Below are 14,661 nucleotides of genomic sequence, written 5' to 3'. Positions count from 1 at the left end.
GGCGGAGGGCAGGAGCAGCCCTGGGTCGGAGCGCAGGTCAGCCGTAGTAGCGGCGGAGTTCGCGGGTGAGCACCTTGCCGGTGGCGTTGCGCGGCAGGTACTTCACGAAGATCACATCCCGGGGTACGGAGAACCGGGCGAGGTAGTGCCGCACGTACTCGCGTACCGCCTCGGGGTCGAGGGTCTCGCCGGGGCGCAGGGCGAGGAAGGCGGCGAGCCGTTGCCCGTACTGCGGATCCGGCACGCCGAGCACGGCGGCCTCGCGGACCTGCGGCAACCGGGCGAGCAGATCCTCCACCTCGGAGGGGAAGACGTTCTCCCCGCCGGAGACGATCATGTCGTCGGCCCGGCCGTCGACGAAGAGCAGCCCGTCGGCGTCGACCCGGCCGAGGTCGCCGGTGTCGAGCAGCCCGTCGTGGGTCTCCCGGCGGGCCCCGGAGGTGTAGCCCTCGAAGAGCATCTCGTTGCCCACGAAGATCCGGCCGACCCGCCCGGCGGGGACCGGCTTCCCGTCATCGTCGAGGATCTCCAGCCGGGTGCCGTGCGGGGGCCGACCGGCAGTGGTGGGTGCCTGCCGCAACTCGGTGGGGCCGGCGATGGCGGCCCAGGAGACCTCCGTCGAGCCGTACAGGTTGTAGACGACGTCGCCGTAGGTGTCCATGAACCGGGTGGCGAGGCCACCGGGCAGCGCCGAACCGCTGACCGCGACCACCTTCAGCGCCGGCCGTGGCTCCGGCGCCGGCACATCGAGCAGGCGCTGCACCATCACCGGTACGGCGAACAGCGCCTGACACCGGTGCGTCACGAGCGCGGCCAGCGTGGCGGCCGGGTCGAACCGGCGGTGCAGCACGATGGTGGCGCGCAGCGCGAAGGCGACCTGGAGTGCGGCGTACCCCCAGGTGTGGAAGATCGGGGCGGCGATCAGCACGGTGTCCCGGGCGTGCAGCGGGATGCGGTCGACGATGGATACCAGCGGGCCGAAACCGGTCGGGACGGGCCGGCGGGCACCCTTGGGCGTGCCGGTGGTGCCGGAGGTCAGCACGATGGTCCGGCCGTCCTGGGCGGGTGGTGCGAGCCGGTCGCCGGGGAGCGCGGCGGCGATCAGGTCGTCGAGGCCGTGTTCGTCGACCCGGTGCACCTCGGCGGGGAGGCCGAGGACCCGCTCGGCGAACTCGGTGTCGTGCACCAGCACCCTGAGGCGTTGTTCCTCGGCCACGGTGCCGAGCTGCGCGGCGGACAGGCCGGTGTTGACGAGCACCGCGTCGGCGCCGAGCAGGGTGGCGGCGACGATGCCCTCGACGAGCCCGTGGTGGTTGCGGCACAGCAACCCGACCCGGTCACCGGCCTTTACGCCGAGCCCGCTGCGCATCGAGCGGGCCAGCCGTTCGGCCCGGTCGAGCAGTTCCCGGTAGGTGAGCTCGTCGCCGTGCTCGTCGACGACGGCGACCCGGTCCGGATCCCGGGCGGCGGCCTGTCGCAGCTCCCCGGCCATTCCCCAGCCCCACCGGCGCAGCGCGGTGAGTTGCGAGGCGACCCGGACGGGGCGGCCGGGGTTGAGCAGTCCCCGTCTGGTCAACGTGGTCACGATGAACGGCAGGTCCATCCGGCGAGCCTCCTTCGGGGTACGTCACGGGGTCAGGCGTATGCCTTCACCAGGGGTTCCTCTCTCGATCATGCGCCTGTTCCGGCGGGGGCCCCACCCGGTGCCGGGCGGGGGCCGCCCGTGATGCACAGCCGGTGACCGCACTGTCGGCCGACCGTGACAGGTCAGGCACGTCGGAAACCGACGGTGACCCGACCGCGTGCGGGTGTGGTTCCCGACACCCGTGCAGGGCCGCTGCGACGATCTGGATCGCGTGGTAACGCTCCACCTTCCGTTACGACGCGGCGGGTATGGCGGGATCCCCTGAGGTCTGGCCGGAAGCACCGTCTCTGCCACGGGAGACGTACTCCTCGATCACGACACCGGACTCGAACGAGCGGGTTCCGGTCAGCGTGAACGCGCGCGGCTCATGGGGGGCGTCGCCGAACATGGAGATGCCGGAACCGAAGACGACGGGGTTGCGTTTCAGGACGAGGTGGTCGATCTCCGGCAGGAGTGTGCCTGCGAGCTCGCCGCCACCACAGAGCCAGATGTCCAGACCGTCTTCCTGCTTCAGGCTGCGGGCCGTGGCGAGCGGATCGGCGGTGAGGGTGATCGCCGGGTCGACGTCGCGCCGGTGGCGACTGGCGACGACCTGCCGCAGGTGCGGGTAGGGACTGGCGACACCGATATCGAGTGCGGGGGTGAGCGTGTTCCACCCCATGATCACCGTGTCGAACCGCGTCTTCGGCGGCTCGATTCCCAGCGCTGCGTGCGCGTGCGCGGGTAGCGCATCCGCGTACTCGCCGAACACCACCGACGCATGATCACCTTCGACGAGGAATGCACCGAACCCGCCTGTCGGGTCGGCGATGTATCCGTCGATGCTGACGGCGACGTAGTAGACGAGTTTTCGCATGGCTGCTCCAATCACGAACTGCCGACTTCGGAACCGTATGCCGGTACTCATTGCCGACGCCGGGCATCGGCCGGTCGTCGATCGGGGCGGCCCTGCGGGAAATCTCCCCCACAGCACATGCGGTCAGCGGATCTGGACGCCGGAGATGGCCCGGGAGATGACCAGCCGTTGGATCTCGGAGGTGCCCTCGAAGATGGTGTAGATCTTGGCGTCCCGGTACCAGCGTTCGACCGGGTGGTCGCGCAGGAAGCCCGCCCCGCCGAGCAGCTGCACCGCCCTGTCGGTCACCGAGACGGCCACCTCGCCCGCCTTGAGCTTGGACATCGAGCCTTCGCCGGCGGTGAAGGGCCGGTTGTTGCGGCCCATCCAGGAGGCCCGCCAGACCAGCAGCCGGGCGGCGTCGATCTCCGTCCGCATGTCGGCGAGGGCGAACGCGACGGCCTGGTTGGCGATGATCGGCCGGCCGAACTGGACCCGTTCCTTCGCGTAGTCGAGGGCGTACTCGTAGGCGGCCCGGGCCACCCCGAGGGCCTGTGCGCCGACGGTCGGCCGGGACAGCTCGAAGGTGCGCATCGCGGCCTGGCCGCTGGCCCGCTGCCCGGACCGGGCCCGCGCCAGGCGCTCGTCCAGCGCCTCCCTGCCGCCGAGCAGGCAACGCCCCGGCACCCGGACGTCGTCGAGGAACACGTCGGCGGTGTGCGAGGCGCGCAGCCCCAGCTTCTTCAGCTTGCGGGTCGCGTGCAGCCCGGCCGTCCCCGGCGGTACGACGAACGCGGCCTGCCCGCGCGAGCCCAGCTCGGGCTCGACGGAGGCGGTGACCACGTGCACCCCGGCTATGCCGCCGTTGGTGGCGTACGCCTTCTGCCCGGTGAGCACCCACTCGTCGGCGGCCTCGTCGTAGCGGGCCCGGCTGCGCATCGCCGCGACGTCGGAGCCGGCCTCCGGTTCGGTGGTGCAGAACGCGGCGACGGCGGGTTCGTCGACCGTGCCGAAGCACTGCGGCACCCATTCGACAAGCTGGTCGGGGGTGCCGGCACCGTAGATGGCGGCGACGGCGAGCGAGGTGCCGAAGATGCTCATGCCGATACCGGCGTCGCCCCAGAAGAGCTCTTCACTGGCGATCGGCAGGGACAGACCGGTGGGGTCGGCCCAGCAGGTGGCGAGGAACTCGAAGCCGTACAGGCCGACCTTCGCGGCCTCCCGGATGATCGGCCAGGGGGTTTCCTCCCGGGCGTCCCACTCGGCGGCGGCCGGGCGCACGACCTCGGCGGCGAAGCCGTGCACCCAGTCCCGCAGGTCCCGCTGTTCCTCGTTCAGGTCGAGCGAGAACTCGGCCATCGTCAGGCCTTGGGGATGTCGAACAGGTTGGCGATGTTGGCCGCCAGGCCCAGGTCACCCTTGGCCTTGAGCTTGCCGGTCATGAACATCATCACCGGGTTGGCACCACCGGAGACGATCTTCAGGAACTCGACCGGACCCATGGTGAGGGCGAGCTTCGGCTCGTGCTGCGGCGGCTCGTTGACGGTGCAGGCACCGTCGGCGACGACGATCTCGTAGATGTCGGTGCCACCGTCGGGGCGACCGGTGATGTTCCAGTGGATCACGGCGTTGGTGGCGCCGGCCCGGTCGGCGCGGAACAGCTGCGGCATCCGGCCGAAGACCTCGCTGAGCACCTTGCCGCGCAGCTCGCCGGACATCACCTCGGCGATCTTGTCGTCCGGGGTGGACTTGACCAGCTTGGCGAACTCCTTGGGACCGTAGTTGGCGAAGTTGGCCGGGTCGAAGTCAGTCATGGAAGTTGCACCTCTCGGGGCGGACCGATTTGTGGTTACTCTGGCGTAACCTTACGCACGGGTAGGTATGCTCGCAAGAGTGTCCAGCACACCCAGCTTCAAGCGCCTCCCCCGGGCCGTACGCGAGCAGCAGATGCTCGACGCGGCCGTCAAGGTCTTCTCCCGACGTGGCTTCCACGCCGCCAGCATGGACGAGATCGCCGAGGACGCGGGCATCTCCAAGCCGATGGTCTACGCGTACCTCGGCACCAAGGAGGAGCTCTTCGTCGCCTGCCTGCACCGGGAGACCGCCCGGATGATGCTGGCCATCGCCGGGGCCGCCGCCCCCGACCTCCCGGCCGACCAGCGGCTCTGGCGCGGGCTGCGGGCCTTCTTCGGCTTCGTCGGGGCGCACCGCGACGGCTGGGCCGTGCTCTACCGGCAGGCCCGGGGCTCCCAACCGTTCGCCGCCGAACTGGCCGCGATGCGCGCCCGGCTGGTCGACGTGGTCGCCGGGATGCTCGACCACGCCCTGCGCGCCCGGGGCCGGGAGGTCACCGGCACCGAGCTGGAGGTCGTCGCGTACGCCCTGGTCGGCGCGAGCGAGTCGCTTGCGGACTGGCTGGCCGACCACCCCGAGGCCGAGCCGGAGAAGACCGCCACCCGGATGATGAACGTCGCCTGGCTCGGTGCGGCCCAACTCCTCGACGGCGTCACCTGGCGGCCCCCGGCGGACTGAATCGCCCGGCGAACCGCCGTGCGCCAGCCCCGACCACCACCCGCCGGGTCGTCCCACCGGTTCGGTCAGCGGCGGGCCGCGGCGCGGCGGCGGGCCCGGTAGCGCAACCAGCGGGCCAGCTCCAACAGCCCGGTGACGGCCAGCGAGAGACCGATGCCGACGAGCAGCCCGCGGAGCGGATCCCGCTCGAAGGTCAGCCCCCCGAAAAAGCCGAGCAGCCCGCAGTACACGCTCCAGGTGACGACGGCGACGGCATCGAAGAGCAGGAAACGGGAGAGCGGATAGCGGACCGCACCCATGGTCAGGGTGACGGCGGTCCTACCGCCGGGTACGTAGCGGGAGGTGGTGAGGATCGAGCCGCCCCGCCGGTCCACCGCCCGGCGGGCCCAGTCCGAGCTGGTCCGGCGGCGGCTGCCGTCGGGCAGTCGGGCCAGTCGGTGCGCACCGCCGCGCCGACCGATGCCGTAGGAGGCGTGGTCGCCGGCGAGCGCGCCGAGCGCCGCCACCGCGATCACGGCGGCCAGGTTCGGCTCGCCGCTGGCGGCGAAGACCCCGGCGGTGATCACCACGGTCTCGCCGGGTATCACCGGGAAGAACGCGTCGACCGCGGTCACCACGAAGATCACCAGGTACACCCAGGGCGAGGTGACGGTGTGGTGGAGCAGGTCGAGCACCGACTGCATGTCCCCATGCTCGACGCTGCGCCACCGGCCGGGGGCCGAGTCGCGGGATCAGCCCACCGGCCGGGGCCGGGTCGCGGGATCAGGCCACGGGGTGGGGATCAGGCCACCGGCTGGGGAGCCGGGAGCGGAGCGGTGGCCGGCGAGCCGTGCTCCCGCTTGTCGGCGGCGGTGGGACCGTGCGAGGTGAGCACCACCGGGGCGGCCAGCGCCTCGGCCACCGCCGCCGGCCAGTCGGTGGGCGGGGCGTCGTACACCGGGCGGGTCCGCAGCAGGCGGGCGGTGAGGGCCGCCTGCCGGTCCAGGTCGCCGGGCGGGCCGGGGTGCAGCCGGTCGACGCCCTCGTAGCGGCGGCAGATCCGCAGCGGAGGGCGGGTCGGATCGGAGCGGGTCAGGTCGAGGTGGGTGAGGGCGAGCCCGTCCACCCCGCCGGCCACCGTCAGGGCGTACCGGTGGGCGACGGCGTCGAAGTGGCCGAACCGGAACCGGCCCTGCCACGGGTTGGTCGGGTTGCGCGGGTCGGTCAACGGCAGGCCCCGGTCCTCGGTGACAAGCGGGCCCGGCCCGTGCCGGGTGGTGACCGTCCGCAACACCCCCAGCCGGTACGCCGACCCGGCCGCCCCCGCCTCGGCGAGCAGCGCCTCGGCGTTGGCGAAGGTGGTGGTGCTCCACGTGGTGTACGGGTGGAAGCCGTGCCACTCGTCCAGCAGCACCCCCTGCGCCCCCTCGAAGACGCAGGTCCCCGCCCGCAGCACCCCGGCCAGGTACGACCGGTCGACGATCGCCACCCGGGCGGCGAAGCCGGTGAACGCGGGCAGGCAGTCCGCCACCGGTGGGGCGTCCAGCGGGCCGAGTTCGGCGGTCAACCTGTCCCGGAGCACGGTGAGCCGGCGACGCAGCAGCTCCGGGTGGCGGCAGTCGGCCACCCGGGGCGCCTCGTCGGGGTGGGCGAGCCCGTACCGGACGGACTCGCCCACCCCCAGCCCGCAGGAGCCGTGCCGGTCGGCCCCCCGGGCGATCTCCCGGAGCCGGTTGGCGGCCCGGTGGTACGGCGTGGCCAGCAGCGCCTCCCCGTCGACGTTGAGCCGGTCGAGGGCGTCGGGCACCCCGACCGAGGCGAGGTGGTCCGCCTCGGCCGCCAGCGCCAACGGGTCCACCACCAGCTGCCGGGCCAGGTGGGTGCGGACCCCTGGCCGGAACGTCCCCGCCCCGAACTGGGCGAACGTGTGCTGCCGCCCGTCGGGCAGCACCACGTTGTGGGCGGCCTGCGCACCCCCGTTGAACCGCACCACCGTGTGCACGGGCCGGGTCGCGCAGAGCCAGTCCACGACGGTGCCCTTGCCTGCGTCGCCGTAACCGAGGTCGACCACGATCACGTGCCGGCCGGGGTCGGGGACCGGCGGGACCGGACCGGGCCGCCGGGTCACCGGGGCGGGGACGTCGTTCACAGCCGGGTCACCCCACCGGTGCGGTGCGTGGTCGGGGCCGGCAGCGTGGAGACCTCGGTACGCCGGCCGCCGCCCAGTCGGGCCAGCGCCTTGGACACCGTGCCGCCGACGGTGGAGCCGGCCCGGTCCAGGTCGCGCAGCCCCTCGTCCAGGTCGATGGCCTGCTCGCCGAGGCCGACGGTGAGCGCGATGGTCTCGCAGACCGCGTCCAGGTCGTCAAGGACGACGGCGCGTTGCCCGAGCAGGTCCCGCCAGAAGTCGAGCACCCTGGCGTTGCCGGCGTAGTGGCTGCCGGCGGGGAGCAGGTAGTAGGTGTCCCAGCGGCGGGTCACCTCGTCGACGATCTGCCGCAGCGGCACGTCCTCGCCGAGGTCGTCGCCGATCAGCCGGCGCACCTCCCGCCGGCTCACCCGGGGGTACGCCAGCTCGTCGCCGATGATGAACAGGTAACCGCGCCGCCCCCGCTTCTCCCAGCTGTCGGTGACCGTGTGCCGGGCCATGAAGTACATCGCCAGCTCGTACGACTCGGTCAGCTGACCGCCGCCACCGCCCTCCAGCACGATTCGGCCGAGGTCGTCGTCCATCCGGTTGTCCGACTCGAACTGCCCCACCTGCAACGGCACCCGGTCGCAGGTAGCGTCGCCGATCGCGCCGAACATCACCTGCGGGTCGCGGGCGTAACCCTGGCGCAGCCGGGGACCAGCGCCGGGACGGTGCCACCGCCGACTGCGGAGAAGCACCAGTCGACGAGCACCACACCGTGTGCCTCCGGCTCGATCAGCACGTGCCGGGGGAGCACCGCGCCGTGCACCACGCCGGCCCGGTGGGCCAGGCCGAGGGCGACCAGCAGCCGCCGCCAGATCCAGGCCGCATCCCGGGCGTCCAACCCGTCCGGGTACGCCCGGCGTACCGCGTCGAGGTCGTGCAGCCCGGGTACGGCGGCCAGCACGGTGATCCGGCGTTCCGCGCCACTGGCCGCGTCCCGGTGCCGGAAGGTGTCGACCAGCCGGGGCACGTACGGCAGGTGGCGGGGGTCGCCGCGCTCCTCGATCTGCCGCAGGGCGTGTGCCTCGCGGGCCAGCAGGTCGTTGTCGGCCGGGTCGCGGGGCAGTTTGAGCAGCCGGTCCGCCCCGACGTCGTAGAGGTCGGCGAGGTCACCGGCGTGGGCCAGCGCGCCGAGCCGGTACCCCCCGAACACGACCGTCGGTCCGTCGGGGGCCGCGTCGTCGGCGGCGGGGCCACCGGAGGCCGGCCCGGTGGCGGTCGACCCGCCGGCCGGGTTCGAGGGGTCGGTGGGAGAAGGGGCCCGGGCGGCCTGCCAGCGGGTGGTGACCTGGACGAAGGCGTCGGTGGCCGCGGCGCGTGCCCGGGCGTCGAGCGCGCCCAGCCGGTCGGGGTGCAGGGCCGCGACCAGCTCGCGGTAGCGCCGCCCCGGGGTGTCGACGCCGAACAGGTCGGCGTCGGTGCGGGCCGCCGCGACCAGGCGGATCGCCTCGTCGGTCCTCACCGGACGGTCTCCTCCCGGGCGGGGCGCAGCAGCGCCGGGTGCAGCAGCCGGGCGTCGCCGGCCCGGTAGAGCCGGGCGCGGGGGCCGCCCCGGGCACCGCCGCGTTCGGTGCTGGTGCCGGTGCTCTCCACGAAGCCGGGGACGGAGAGCACCTTGCGGTGGAAGTTGCCGGCGTGCAGCGGGTGCCCCCATACCGTCTCGTAGACGCCGCGCAGCTCGGCGATGGTGAACTCGGGGCCGAGGAAGCGGGTGGCCAGCGGGGTGTATTCGAGCTTGGACCGGGCCCGTTCCAGCCCGTCGTCGACGATCCGGGCGTGGTCGAAGGCGAGCTGCCGGCTGGGCAGGGCGGTGACCGGCAGCCAGCCGGCCTCGTCGGCGTCGGAGTCGGCGACCGGGTCGGGCAGGTCGGGGGCGAAGGCGAGGTGGGCCACGGAGACGATCCGCATCCGCGGATCCCGGTCCGGGCTGCCGTAGCTGGCGAGCTGTTCGAGGTGGACCCGGCGCAGCCGGTCGCCGCCGAGGCCGGTCTCCTCGGCGAGTTCGCGGCGGGCCCCGGTGGTGAGGTCCTCGTCGGGCTGGACGAAGCCGCCGGGCAGCGCCCAGTGCCCCTGGTAGGGAGGTTGGCCGCGTCGGATCAGCAGCAGGTGCAGCGCGCCCTCGCGGATGGTCAGCGCCACCACGTCCACGGTGATCGCGGTCGACGGGTAGGCGCCGGGGTCGTATCCGGCGAGGAAGTCCTGCTCGTTCACCGCATCCCTCTCAGGTTGAGAATTACTCGATCTGAGAACAACCTAGCTCACGAAACGGCGGTGGGCAACCGCCGTGCGTCGTTCAGCGGATGGTGCCCACCAGGTGCGGGCGGCCGGTCCGCGTGTCGTGCAGGGCGAAGTCCCAGCCCGGGACGGCGCTGAACGCCACAGTCGACGGCAGCGGCACCGGCAGCTTGAACCCCACCTCCACGGTGTACGCCTCAGGCAGCCGGCTCTCCAGCGCGGCCAGGCAGCGGGCCTTGCTCCACATGCCGTGCGCGATCGGTCGGGGGAACCCGAACAGTCGCGCCCCCAGCCGGGAGGTGTGGATCGGGTTGTGGTCCCCGGAGACCCGGGCGTACTCCGTACCCACCCGGGGGGTGAGCCGCCAGTGCGCGGTGGCGGCCGGCGGCGCGGGGCGCTCGCCCGGGTCGCGCCCGGCACCGCCGTCGGCCCCCCGCTCCCGGCCCAGGTACGTCGACACCCCGCGCCACACCTCCTCGCCGCCGACCGAGCCGACCAGGACGACGTCGACCTGCCGCCCGCGCGGATGCGGTCGCAGCTGCTCGGCGTGGACGACGAAGTCCCACGGTTCGCCGGCCGGGACCGGTCGTCTCACGCTGATCCGGTTGCCCACGTGCACCACCCCGGCCAGCGGGAACGGGAACTCCGGCAGGGTCATCAACCGCAACGCCAGCGGGAAGCCCAGCACGTGCGGGTAGGTCGCCGGCAGTGCGTCGGCCAACCGGAAACCGCACACCCGGTCGTACTCGGCGAGGTGGGTCCGGTCGACGGTGACCCCGGTGACGGCCAGCTCGACCGGGGGCGCGGCGTCCGGCCGACGGGACCGGCCGATCCCGGGCACCGCGTCGCGCAGCGCCCGCCGGTAGAGCGCGCCCGGCCTGGGCAGGCCGGGCAGCTCCACCCGGGCCCGCCCGGCCCGCGTCGACAGGTCGTGCGTCTCGTCGACGGCCCGGTCGTGCCCCGGGTCGGCGGCGCGGGCGGCGGCCAGCGCCGCCGGTGAGATGACCTCGGTGGGCCCGTCGATCAGGTCGCCGACCGACAGTTCCCCGTCGCCGGACTCCCCGGGTCGGTTCCTGCGTCGTGCCATCACGCCCCCAACAGACTCTGGCCGCAGACCCGGACCACGTTGCCGCTGACCGCACCCGATGCCGGCCAGGCCAGCCAGCCGATCGTCTCGGCGACGTCCACCGGCAGGCCACCCTGCGCCAGGCTGTTCATCCGGCGACCCGCCTCCCGGATCACCAGCGGCATCCGGGCGGTCAGCCGGGTCTCGATGAAGCCGGGGGCGACCGCGTTGACGCTGATCCCGCGCCCGGCCAGCGCCGGGGCGAGCGAGTCGACCAGGCCGATCACCCCGGCCTTGCTTGTCGCATAGTTGGTCTGGCCCCGGTTGCCGGCGATCCCGGCGATCGACGAGACGGCGACCAGCCGGCCGCCCTCGGGGATCAACCCCCGTTCCAGCAGCACGTCGTTGATCCGTTCCTGACTGGAGAGGTTGACGTCGAGCACCGAGTCCCACCTGTCGGCGTCCATCCGACCCAGTGTCTTGTCCCGGGTGATGCCGGCATTGTGCACCACCACGTCGACCCGGCCGTGCCGCTCGGCCAGGTGGTCGGCGAGCCGGGTGGGGGCGTCCGACCCGGTGAGGTCGAGTTGTACGGCGGTGCCGCCGATCTCGTTGACGACCGCCGCGAGGGCGTCCCCGGCCGACGGGACGTCCAGCGCGACGACCTGCGCGCCGTCGCGGGCCAGCACCCGGGCGACCGCCGCGCCGATGCCCCGGGCCGCGCCGGTGACCAGCACCACCTGCCCGGCCAGCGGCCGGTTCCAGTCCGCCGGGACGGCGGCCGGCCCGGTGCCGACCCGGACCACCTGCCCCGAGACGTACGCGGAGCGGCCGGAGAGCAGGAACCGCAGGGTCGCCTCCAGGCTGGTCGGGGTGCCGGCGTCCCCGGCCCGGGTGACGTACACCAGTTGGGCGGTGACGCCCCGACCGAACTCCTTGCCGATGCTGCGGGTCAGCCCCTCCAGGGCCCGCTGGGCGGTGGCCTCCCGGGGCGAGCCGCATTCGGCGGGCGGGGTGCCCAACACGATCACCCGACCGCTGGGCAGCACCGCCCGGGCCTGCGGGTGGAAGAAGTCGTAGAGCTGGCGCAGGCCGGTGGAGTCGGTGACGCCGGTGGCGTCGTACACCAGGGCGCCGTTCTTCGGCAGTTGGCCTGTGGTGGGGTCCGGGTCGCCGCTCGCCGGTGTGTCGCGCAACTCGACCCCGGCGTCGAGCAGCATCCGGCCCACCTGGACTGCCAGTCTCGACCCGCCGGCCGCGCCGAGCAGGACCGGGCCGGGCAGCAGCGGGTCGCCGGGGGTGTGCCGGCGCAGTCGCGGCGGGTCGGGCAGCCCGAGGCGCTTGACCAGCGCGCGGCCGGCCCCCGATTGGACGAAGCTCGCGTACCTGTCGGTCATAGGCGTAGCCTACTGGCCAGTAGGTTGTGGGCAAGCCCTGAAACGGAGGCGGGATCGTGCAGAGCATCCGGCGGGTCGCGGTCATCGGCGGCAACCGCATCCCCTTCGCCCGGTCCAACTCCCGGTATGCCAGCGCGTCCAACGCCGACCTGCTCGGCGCGGCGCTGGACGGGCTGATCGCCCGGTTCGGGCTGGCCGGGCAGCGGGTCGGCGAGGTGGTGGCCGGGGCGGTGCTCAAGCACTCCAAGGACTTCAACCTGACCCGGGAGGTGGTGCTCGGCTCGAAACTCGACCCGCACACCCCCGCGTACGACATCCAGCAGGCCTGCGGCACCGGCCTGGAGGCGGCGATCCTGGTCGCCAACAAGATCGCCCTCGGGCAGCTCGACGTGGGCATCGCCGGTGGCGTCGACACCACCTCCGACGCGCCGCTGGCGATCAACGAGGACATGCGCCGCACCCTGCTCAAACTCAACAGCGCCCGGACCCTCGGCGAGCGGCTGAAGATCGCCGCCAAGCTCCGCCCGCACCAGCCGTTCAAGCCGGAGTTGCCGCGCAACGCCGAGCCCCGCACCGGGCTGTCGATGGGCGAGCACGCCGCCCGGACGGCCCTGCGCTGGCAGGTCGACAGGCGGTCCCAGGACGAGTTGGCGCTCCGCTCGCACCAGCGCCTCGCCGCCGCGTACGACAGGGGCTTCTTCGACGACCTGATGACCCCCTATCTGGGGCTGACCCGGGACCAGAACCTCCGCGCCGACACCAGCCTGGAGAAGCTCGGCGCGCTCCGGCCGGTCTTCGGCACCCGGGGCCCGGACGCCGAGCAGGCCACCATGACCGCCGGCAACTCGTCCCCGCTGACCGATGGCGCGTCCACCGTGCTACTCGCCTCCGAGCAGTGGGCGCGTGAGCACCAACTCCCCGTACTGGCCTGGTTCTCCTGGTCGGAGACGGCGGCGGTGGACTTCGTGCACGGCGACGAGGGGCTGCTGATGGCCCCCGCGTACGCGGTGCCCCGGATGCTGGAGCGGGCCGGGCTGACCCTCCAGGACTTCGACTTCTACGAGATCCACGAGGCGTTCGCGTCGCAGGTGCTGGCCACCCTGGCGGCCTGGGAGTCGGCGGAGTTCGGCAAGGAGCGGTTGGGGCGGGACGCCCCGCTGGGCGCGATCGACCGGGACCGGCTCAACGTCAACGGTTCGTCGCTGGCCGCCGGGCACCCGTTCGCCGCAACCGGTGGCCGGATCGTGGCGACGCTGGCCAAGCTGCTCGCCGAGCAGGGCGGCGGACGCGGGCTGATCTCGATCTGCGCGGCCGGCGGGCAGGGCGTGACCGCCATCCTGGAACGCTGACACACCCACCCCGGCCCCGGTCCGGCCGGGGTGATCCTCCCGAACCTCCTTCGAGGGACGAATAGCCCGAAGGTTCACGTTCCGGCACTGACCTCCACACGATAAGGGCGTTACTCGTCCCTTAGCAGGAGGTTTGTGGTGAAACGTAGACGTTGGCTGGTCGCCGTCCTCTCCGGGGCGGCCCTGGTCGTCCTCCCCGGGGCCGCGCCGTCGGCCGGTACGCCGATCACCACGGCCGAGGTCGCCGCGCTCGCCGACGACGGCTCCCGGGGGCCGGACGGGAGTCGGCCCGGTCCCGGCGCGCAACCCACCGCCCGACCCGGTCACGGCCAGACCGGTCGGTCCCGCGCCCCGCAGCCGCCGCCGGACGCGAGCCTCTGCCGCCCCGGCCTGCCACCGGACGCCCCGCAGACCACCCGGTTCTATGACGACAACCGGCTGCTCGGGCCGGCCGTACTGCCGACACAGTCCCCGGTCGGCCCGCTGCTCGCCGGCTACCGGCGGTTCGGCGCGCAGAGCGAGTCCCAGTGGATCTCGAACTACACCCTGAACGGGGCCGGGACCACGCTGGTCTTCCCGCCGGAGAACGGCTTCTTCCTCGGCCCGGACGGCAAGCCGGTGAAGCAGCGGCAGACCATGCTGCCCGGGTACCGCCTCGACCGCTTCGGCTTCACCGGTGGCGCCTTTCTGGCCCCGCTCGGCACCCCGTTCAACTCCCGCTCCCTCGCCCCGCAGAGCCTGAACACCCCGCCCACGCCGCCGGCCACCACGCCGGCCGCACCGCTGGCGAACTACCACACCTACTGCGTGCTCAAGCCGTTCGACGTCGACTCCGGCCCGATCGCCCCCTGGTTCGCGCAGCCCGGCATGGGCACCCAGTTCCAGCTCAACCCGGAGTACGTGCCGCAGGCCGGCAAGCTGCTGACCGTGCAGTGGTTGCTCGACCACCACGTCATCGTCGAGGAGTATCTGGGTGGGGGCACCCCGCCCTGCCCGACCGACGCCGTGCCGCGTCAGGGTGGGGCGGGCGGCGGGCTGCGTGCCGCACCGGTCTGCTGATCCGCTGCCGCCCCTTCCCCGCACCCTGGAGGTCACAGTGGACCGGCACGAGTTGCGTAACGCCCTCTTCACCACCGGGATCTCCCCGGACGCCTTCGAACTGGAGGGGGTGCACGAGCACGTCCCGCTGCCACCCGACTTCTGGTTCCTCCGCAGGTCCGCCGACGGGCGGTGGGAGATCGGGGCGTACGAACGCGGGGTGTACGACGTCCGCCTGACCTGCGACACCGAGCAGGAGGCGTGCGCGGGCCTGTGGCGGGCGCTTACCGGCCGACCCGCCCCGCCCTGACGACGTTCGGGCGCAGCGCCGGTTCCGGTCGGCCACCGACCGGGCGGAGTGGAGGTTTGAGCAGTTCAAAGCGGTGTTGCC

14 protein-coding genes and 1 pseudogene are annotated in these 14,661 nt (G+C 73.2%); 4 read left to right on the top strand and 11 right to left on the bottom strand.

The window, feature by feature from the left end; translation table 11 throughout:
- Positions 1-37: 37 nt before the first annotated feature.
- The 4 genes from OHQ87_RS24175 to OHQ87_RS24160 all read right to left on the bottom strand — a co-directional run bounded on the left by OHQ87_RS24175 (position 38) and on the right by OHQ87_RS24160 (position 4,294).
- The gene (locus OHQ87_RS24175; protein WP_328341425.1) at positions 38-1,603 is read right to left on the bottom strand and encodes an AMP-binding protein; all 1,566 of its coding nucleotides are present in this window, start codon (positions 1,601-1,603) and stop codon (positions 38-40) included.
- Positions 1,604-1,877: 274 nt separating this feature from the next.
- Positions 1,878-2,501 (bottom strand): dihydrofolate reductase family protein, encoded by a 624-nt coding sequence (locus OHQ87_RS24170; RefSeq protein WP_328341423.1) that lies wholly within the window; start codon positions 2,499-2,501, stop codon positions 1,878-1,880.
- A gap of 123 nt (positions 2,502-2,624) precedes the next feature.
- Positions 2,625-3,839 (bottom strand): acyl-CoA dehydrogenase family protein, encoded by a 1,215-nt coding sequence (locus OHQ87_RS24165; RefSeq protein WP_328341421.1) that lies wholly within the window; start codon positions 3,837-3,839, stop codon positions 2,625-2,627.
- Between the two features lie 2 nt (positions 3,840-3,841).
- Positions 3,842-4,294 (bottom strand): SCP2 sterol-binding domain-containing protein, encoded by a 453-nt coding sequence (locus tag OHQ87_RS24160; protein ID WP_328341419.1) that lies wholly within the window; start codon positions 4,292-4,294, stop codon positions 3,842-3,844.
- Positions 4,295-4,373: 79 nt separating this feature from the next.
- Between OHQ87_RS24160 and OHQ87_RS24155 the strand changes: the two genes are divergently transcribed.
- Positions 4,374-5,012 (top strand): TetR/AcrR family transcriptional regulator, encoded by a 639-nt coding sequence (locus tag OHQ87_RS24155; RefSeq protein WP_328341417.1) that lies wholly within the window; start codon positions 4,374-4,376, stop codon positions 5,010-5,012.
- Positions 5,013-5,077: 65 nt separating this feature from the next.
- Here OHQ87_RS24155 and OHQ87_RS24150 read toward each other — a convergent pair whose 3' ends face one another.
- The 7 genes and pseudogenes from OHQ87_RS24150 to OHQ87_RS24120 form a co-directional block, all read right to left on the bottom strand.
- Positions 5,078-5,695: a DedA family protein gene (locus OHQ87_RS24150; RefSeq protein WP_328341415.1), complete on the bottom strand. Its 618-nt coding sequence runs from the start codon at positions 5,693-5,695 to the stop codon at positions 5,078-5,080.
- Positions 5,696-5,793: 98 nt separating this feature from the next.
- Positions 5,794-7,065 carry an adenylosuccinate synthetase gene (locus tag OHQ87_RS24145; RefSeq protein ID WP_328348977.1) on the bottom strand — a complete coding sequence of 424 codons (1,272 nt, stop codon included), beginning with the start codon at positions 7,063-7,065 and terminating at the stop codon, positions 5,794-5,796.
- Positions 7,066-7,136: 71 nt separating this feature from the next.
- Positions 7,137-7,841 (bottom strand): annotated as a pseudogene (locus OHQ87_RS24140) (hypothetical protein); the annotation flags it as partial.
- Positions 7,799-8,647, bottom strand: coding sequence for a serine/threonine protein kinase (locus OHQ87_RS24135; RefSeq protein WP_328341413.1), 849 nt, complete (start codon positions 8,645-8,647; stop codon positions 7,799-7,801). The gene OHQ87_RS24135 and the pseudogene OHQ87_RS24140, both read right to left, overlap by 43 nt.
- Positions 8,644-9,396 (bottom strand): NUDIX hydrolase, encoded by a 753-nt coding sequence (locus OHQ87_RS24130; protein WP_328341411.1) that lies wholly within the window; start codon positions 9,394-9,396, stop codon positions 8,644-8,646. The genes OHQ87_RS24135 and OHQ87_RS24130 overlap by 4 nt, the downstream gene beginning before the upstream one ends.
- 82 nt (positions 9,397-9,478) lie before the next feature.
- On the bottom strand, positions 9,479-10,507 hold the full coding sequence (locus OHQ87_RS24125) for a MaoC/PaaZ C-terminal domain-containing protein (RefSeq protein WP_328341409.1): 1,029 nt from the start codon (positions 10,505-10,507) through the stop codon (positions 9,479-9,481).
- Positions 10,507-11,883, bottom strand: coding sequence for a 3-oxoacyl-ACP reductase (locus tag OHQ87_RS24120; RefSeq protein WP_328341407.1), 1,377 nt, complete (start codon positions 11,881-11,883; stop codon positions 10,507-10,509). Before OHQ87_RS24120 ends, OHQ87_RS24125 begins: the two co-directional genes overlap by 1 nt.
- Positions 11,884-11,939: 56 nt before the next feature.
- On the opposite strand from OHQ87_RS24120, the gene OHQ87_RS24115 reads away from it, so the two are divergent.
- The 3 genes from OHQ87_RS24115 to OHQ87_RS24105 all read left to right on the top strand — a co-directional run bounded on the left by OHQ87_RS24115 (position 11,940) and on the right by OHQ87_RS24105 (position 14,580).
- Positions 11,940-13,232, top strand: a complete 1,293-nt coding sequence (locus OHQ87_RS24115; protein WP_328341405.1) for an acetyl-CoA C-acetyltransferase — start codon at positions 11,940-11,942, stop codon at positions 13,230-13,232.
- 138 nt (positions 13,233-13,370) lie between these two features.
- Positions 13,371-14,291, top strand: a complete 921-nt coding sequence (locus tag OHQ87_RS24110) for a TNT domain-containing protein (protein ID WP_328341403.1) — start codon at positions 13,371-13,373, stop codon at positions 14,289-14,291.
- On the top strand, positions 14,272-14,580 hold the full coding sequence (locus OHQ87_RS24105) for a hypothetical protein (RefSeq protein ID WP_328341401.1): 309 nt from the start codon (positions 14,272-14,274) through the stop codon (positions 14,578-14,580). Before OHQ87_RS24110 ends, OHQ87_RS24105 begins: the two co-directional genes overlap by 20 nt.
- Positions 14,581-14,661: the final 81 nt, after the last annotated feature.

It is taken from the genome of Micromonospora sp. NBC_00421, assembly GCF_036017915.1.
Taxonomy (GTDB): domain Bacteria; phylum Actinomycetota; class Actinomycetes; order Mycobacteriales; family Micromonosporaceae; genus Micromonospora.
This window is presented reverse-complemented; position numbering and strand designations above follow the sequence as displayed.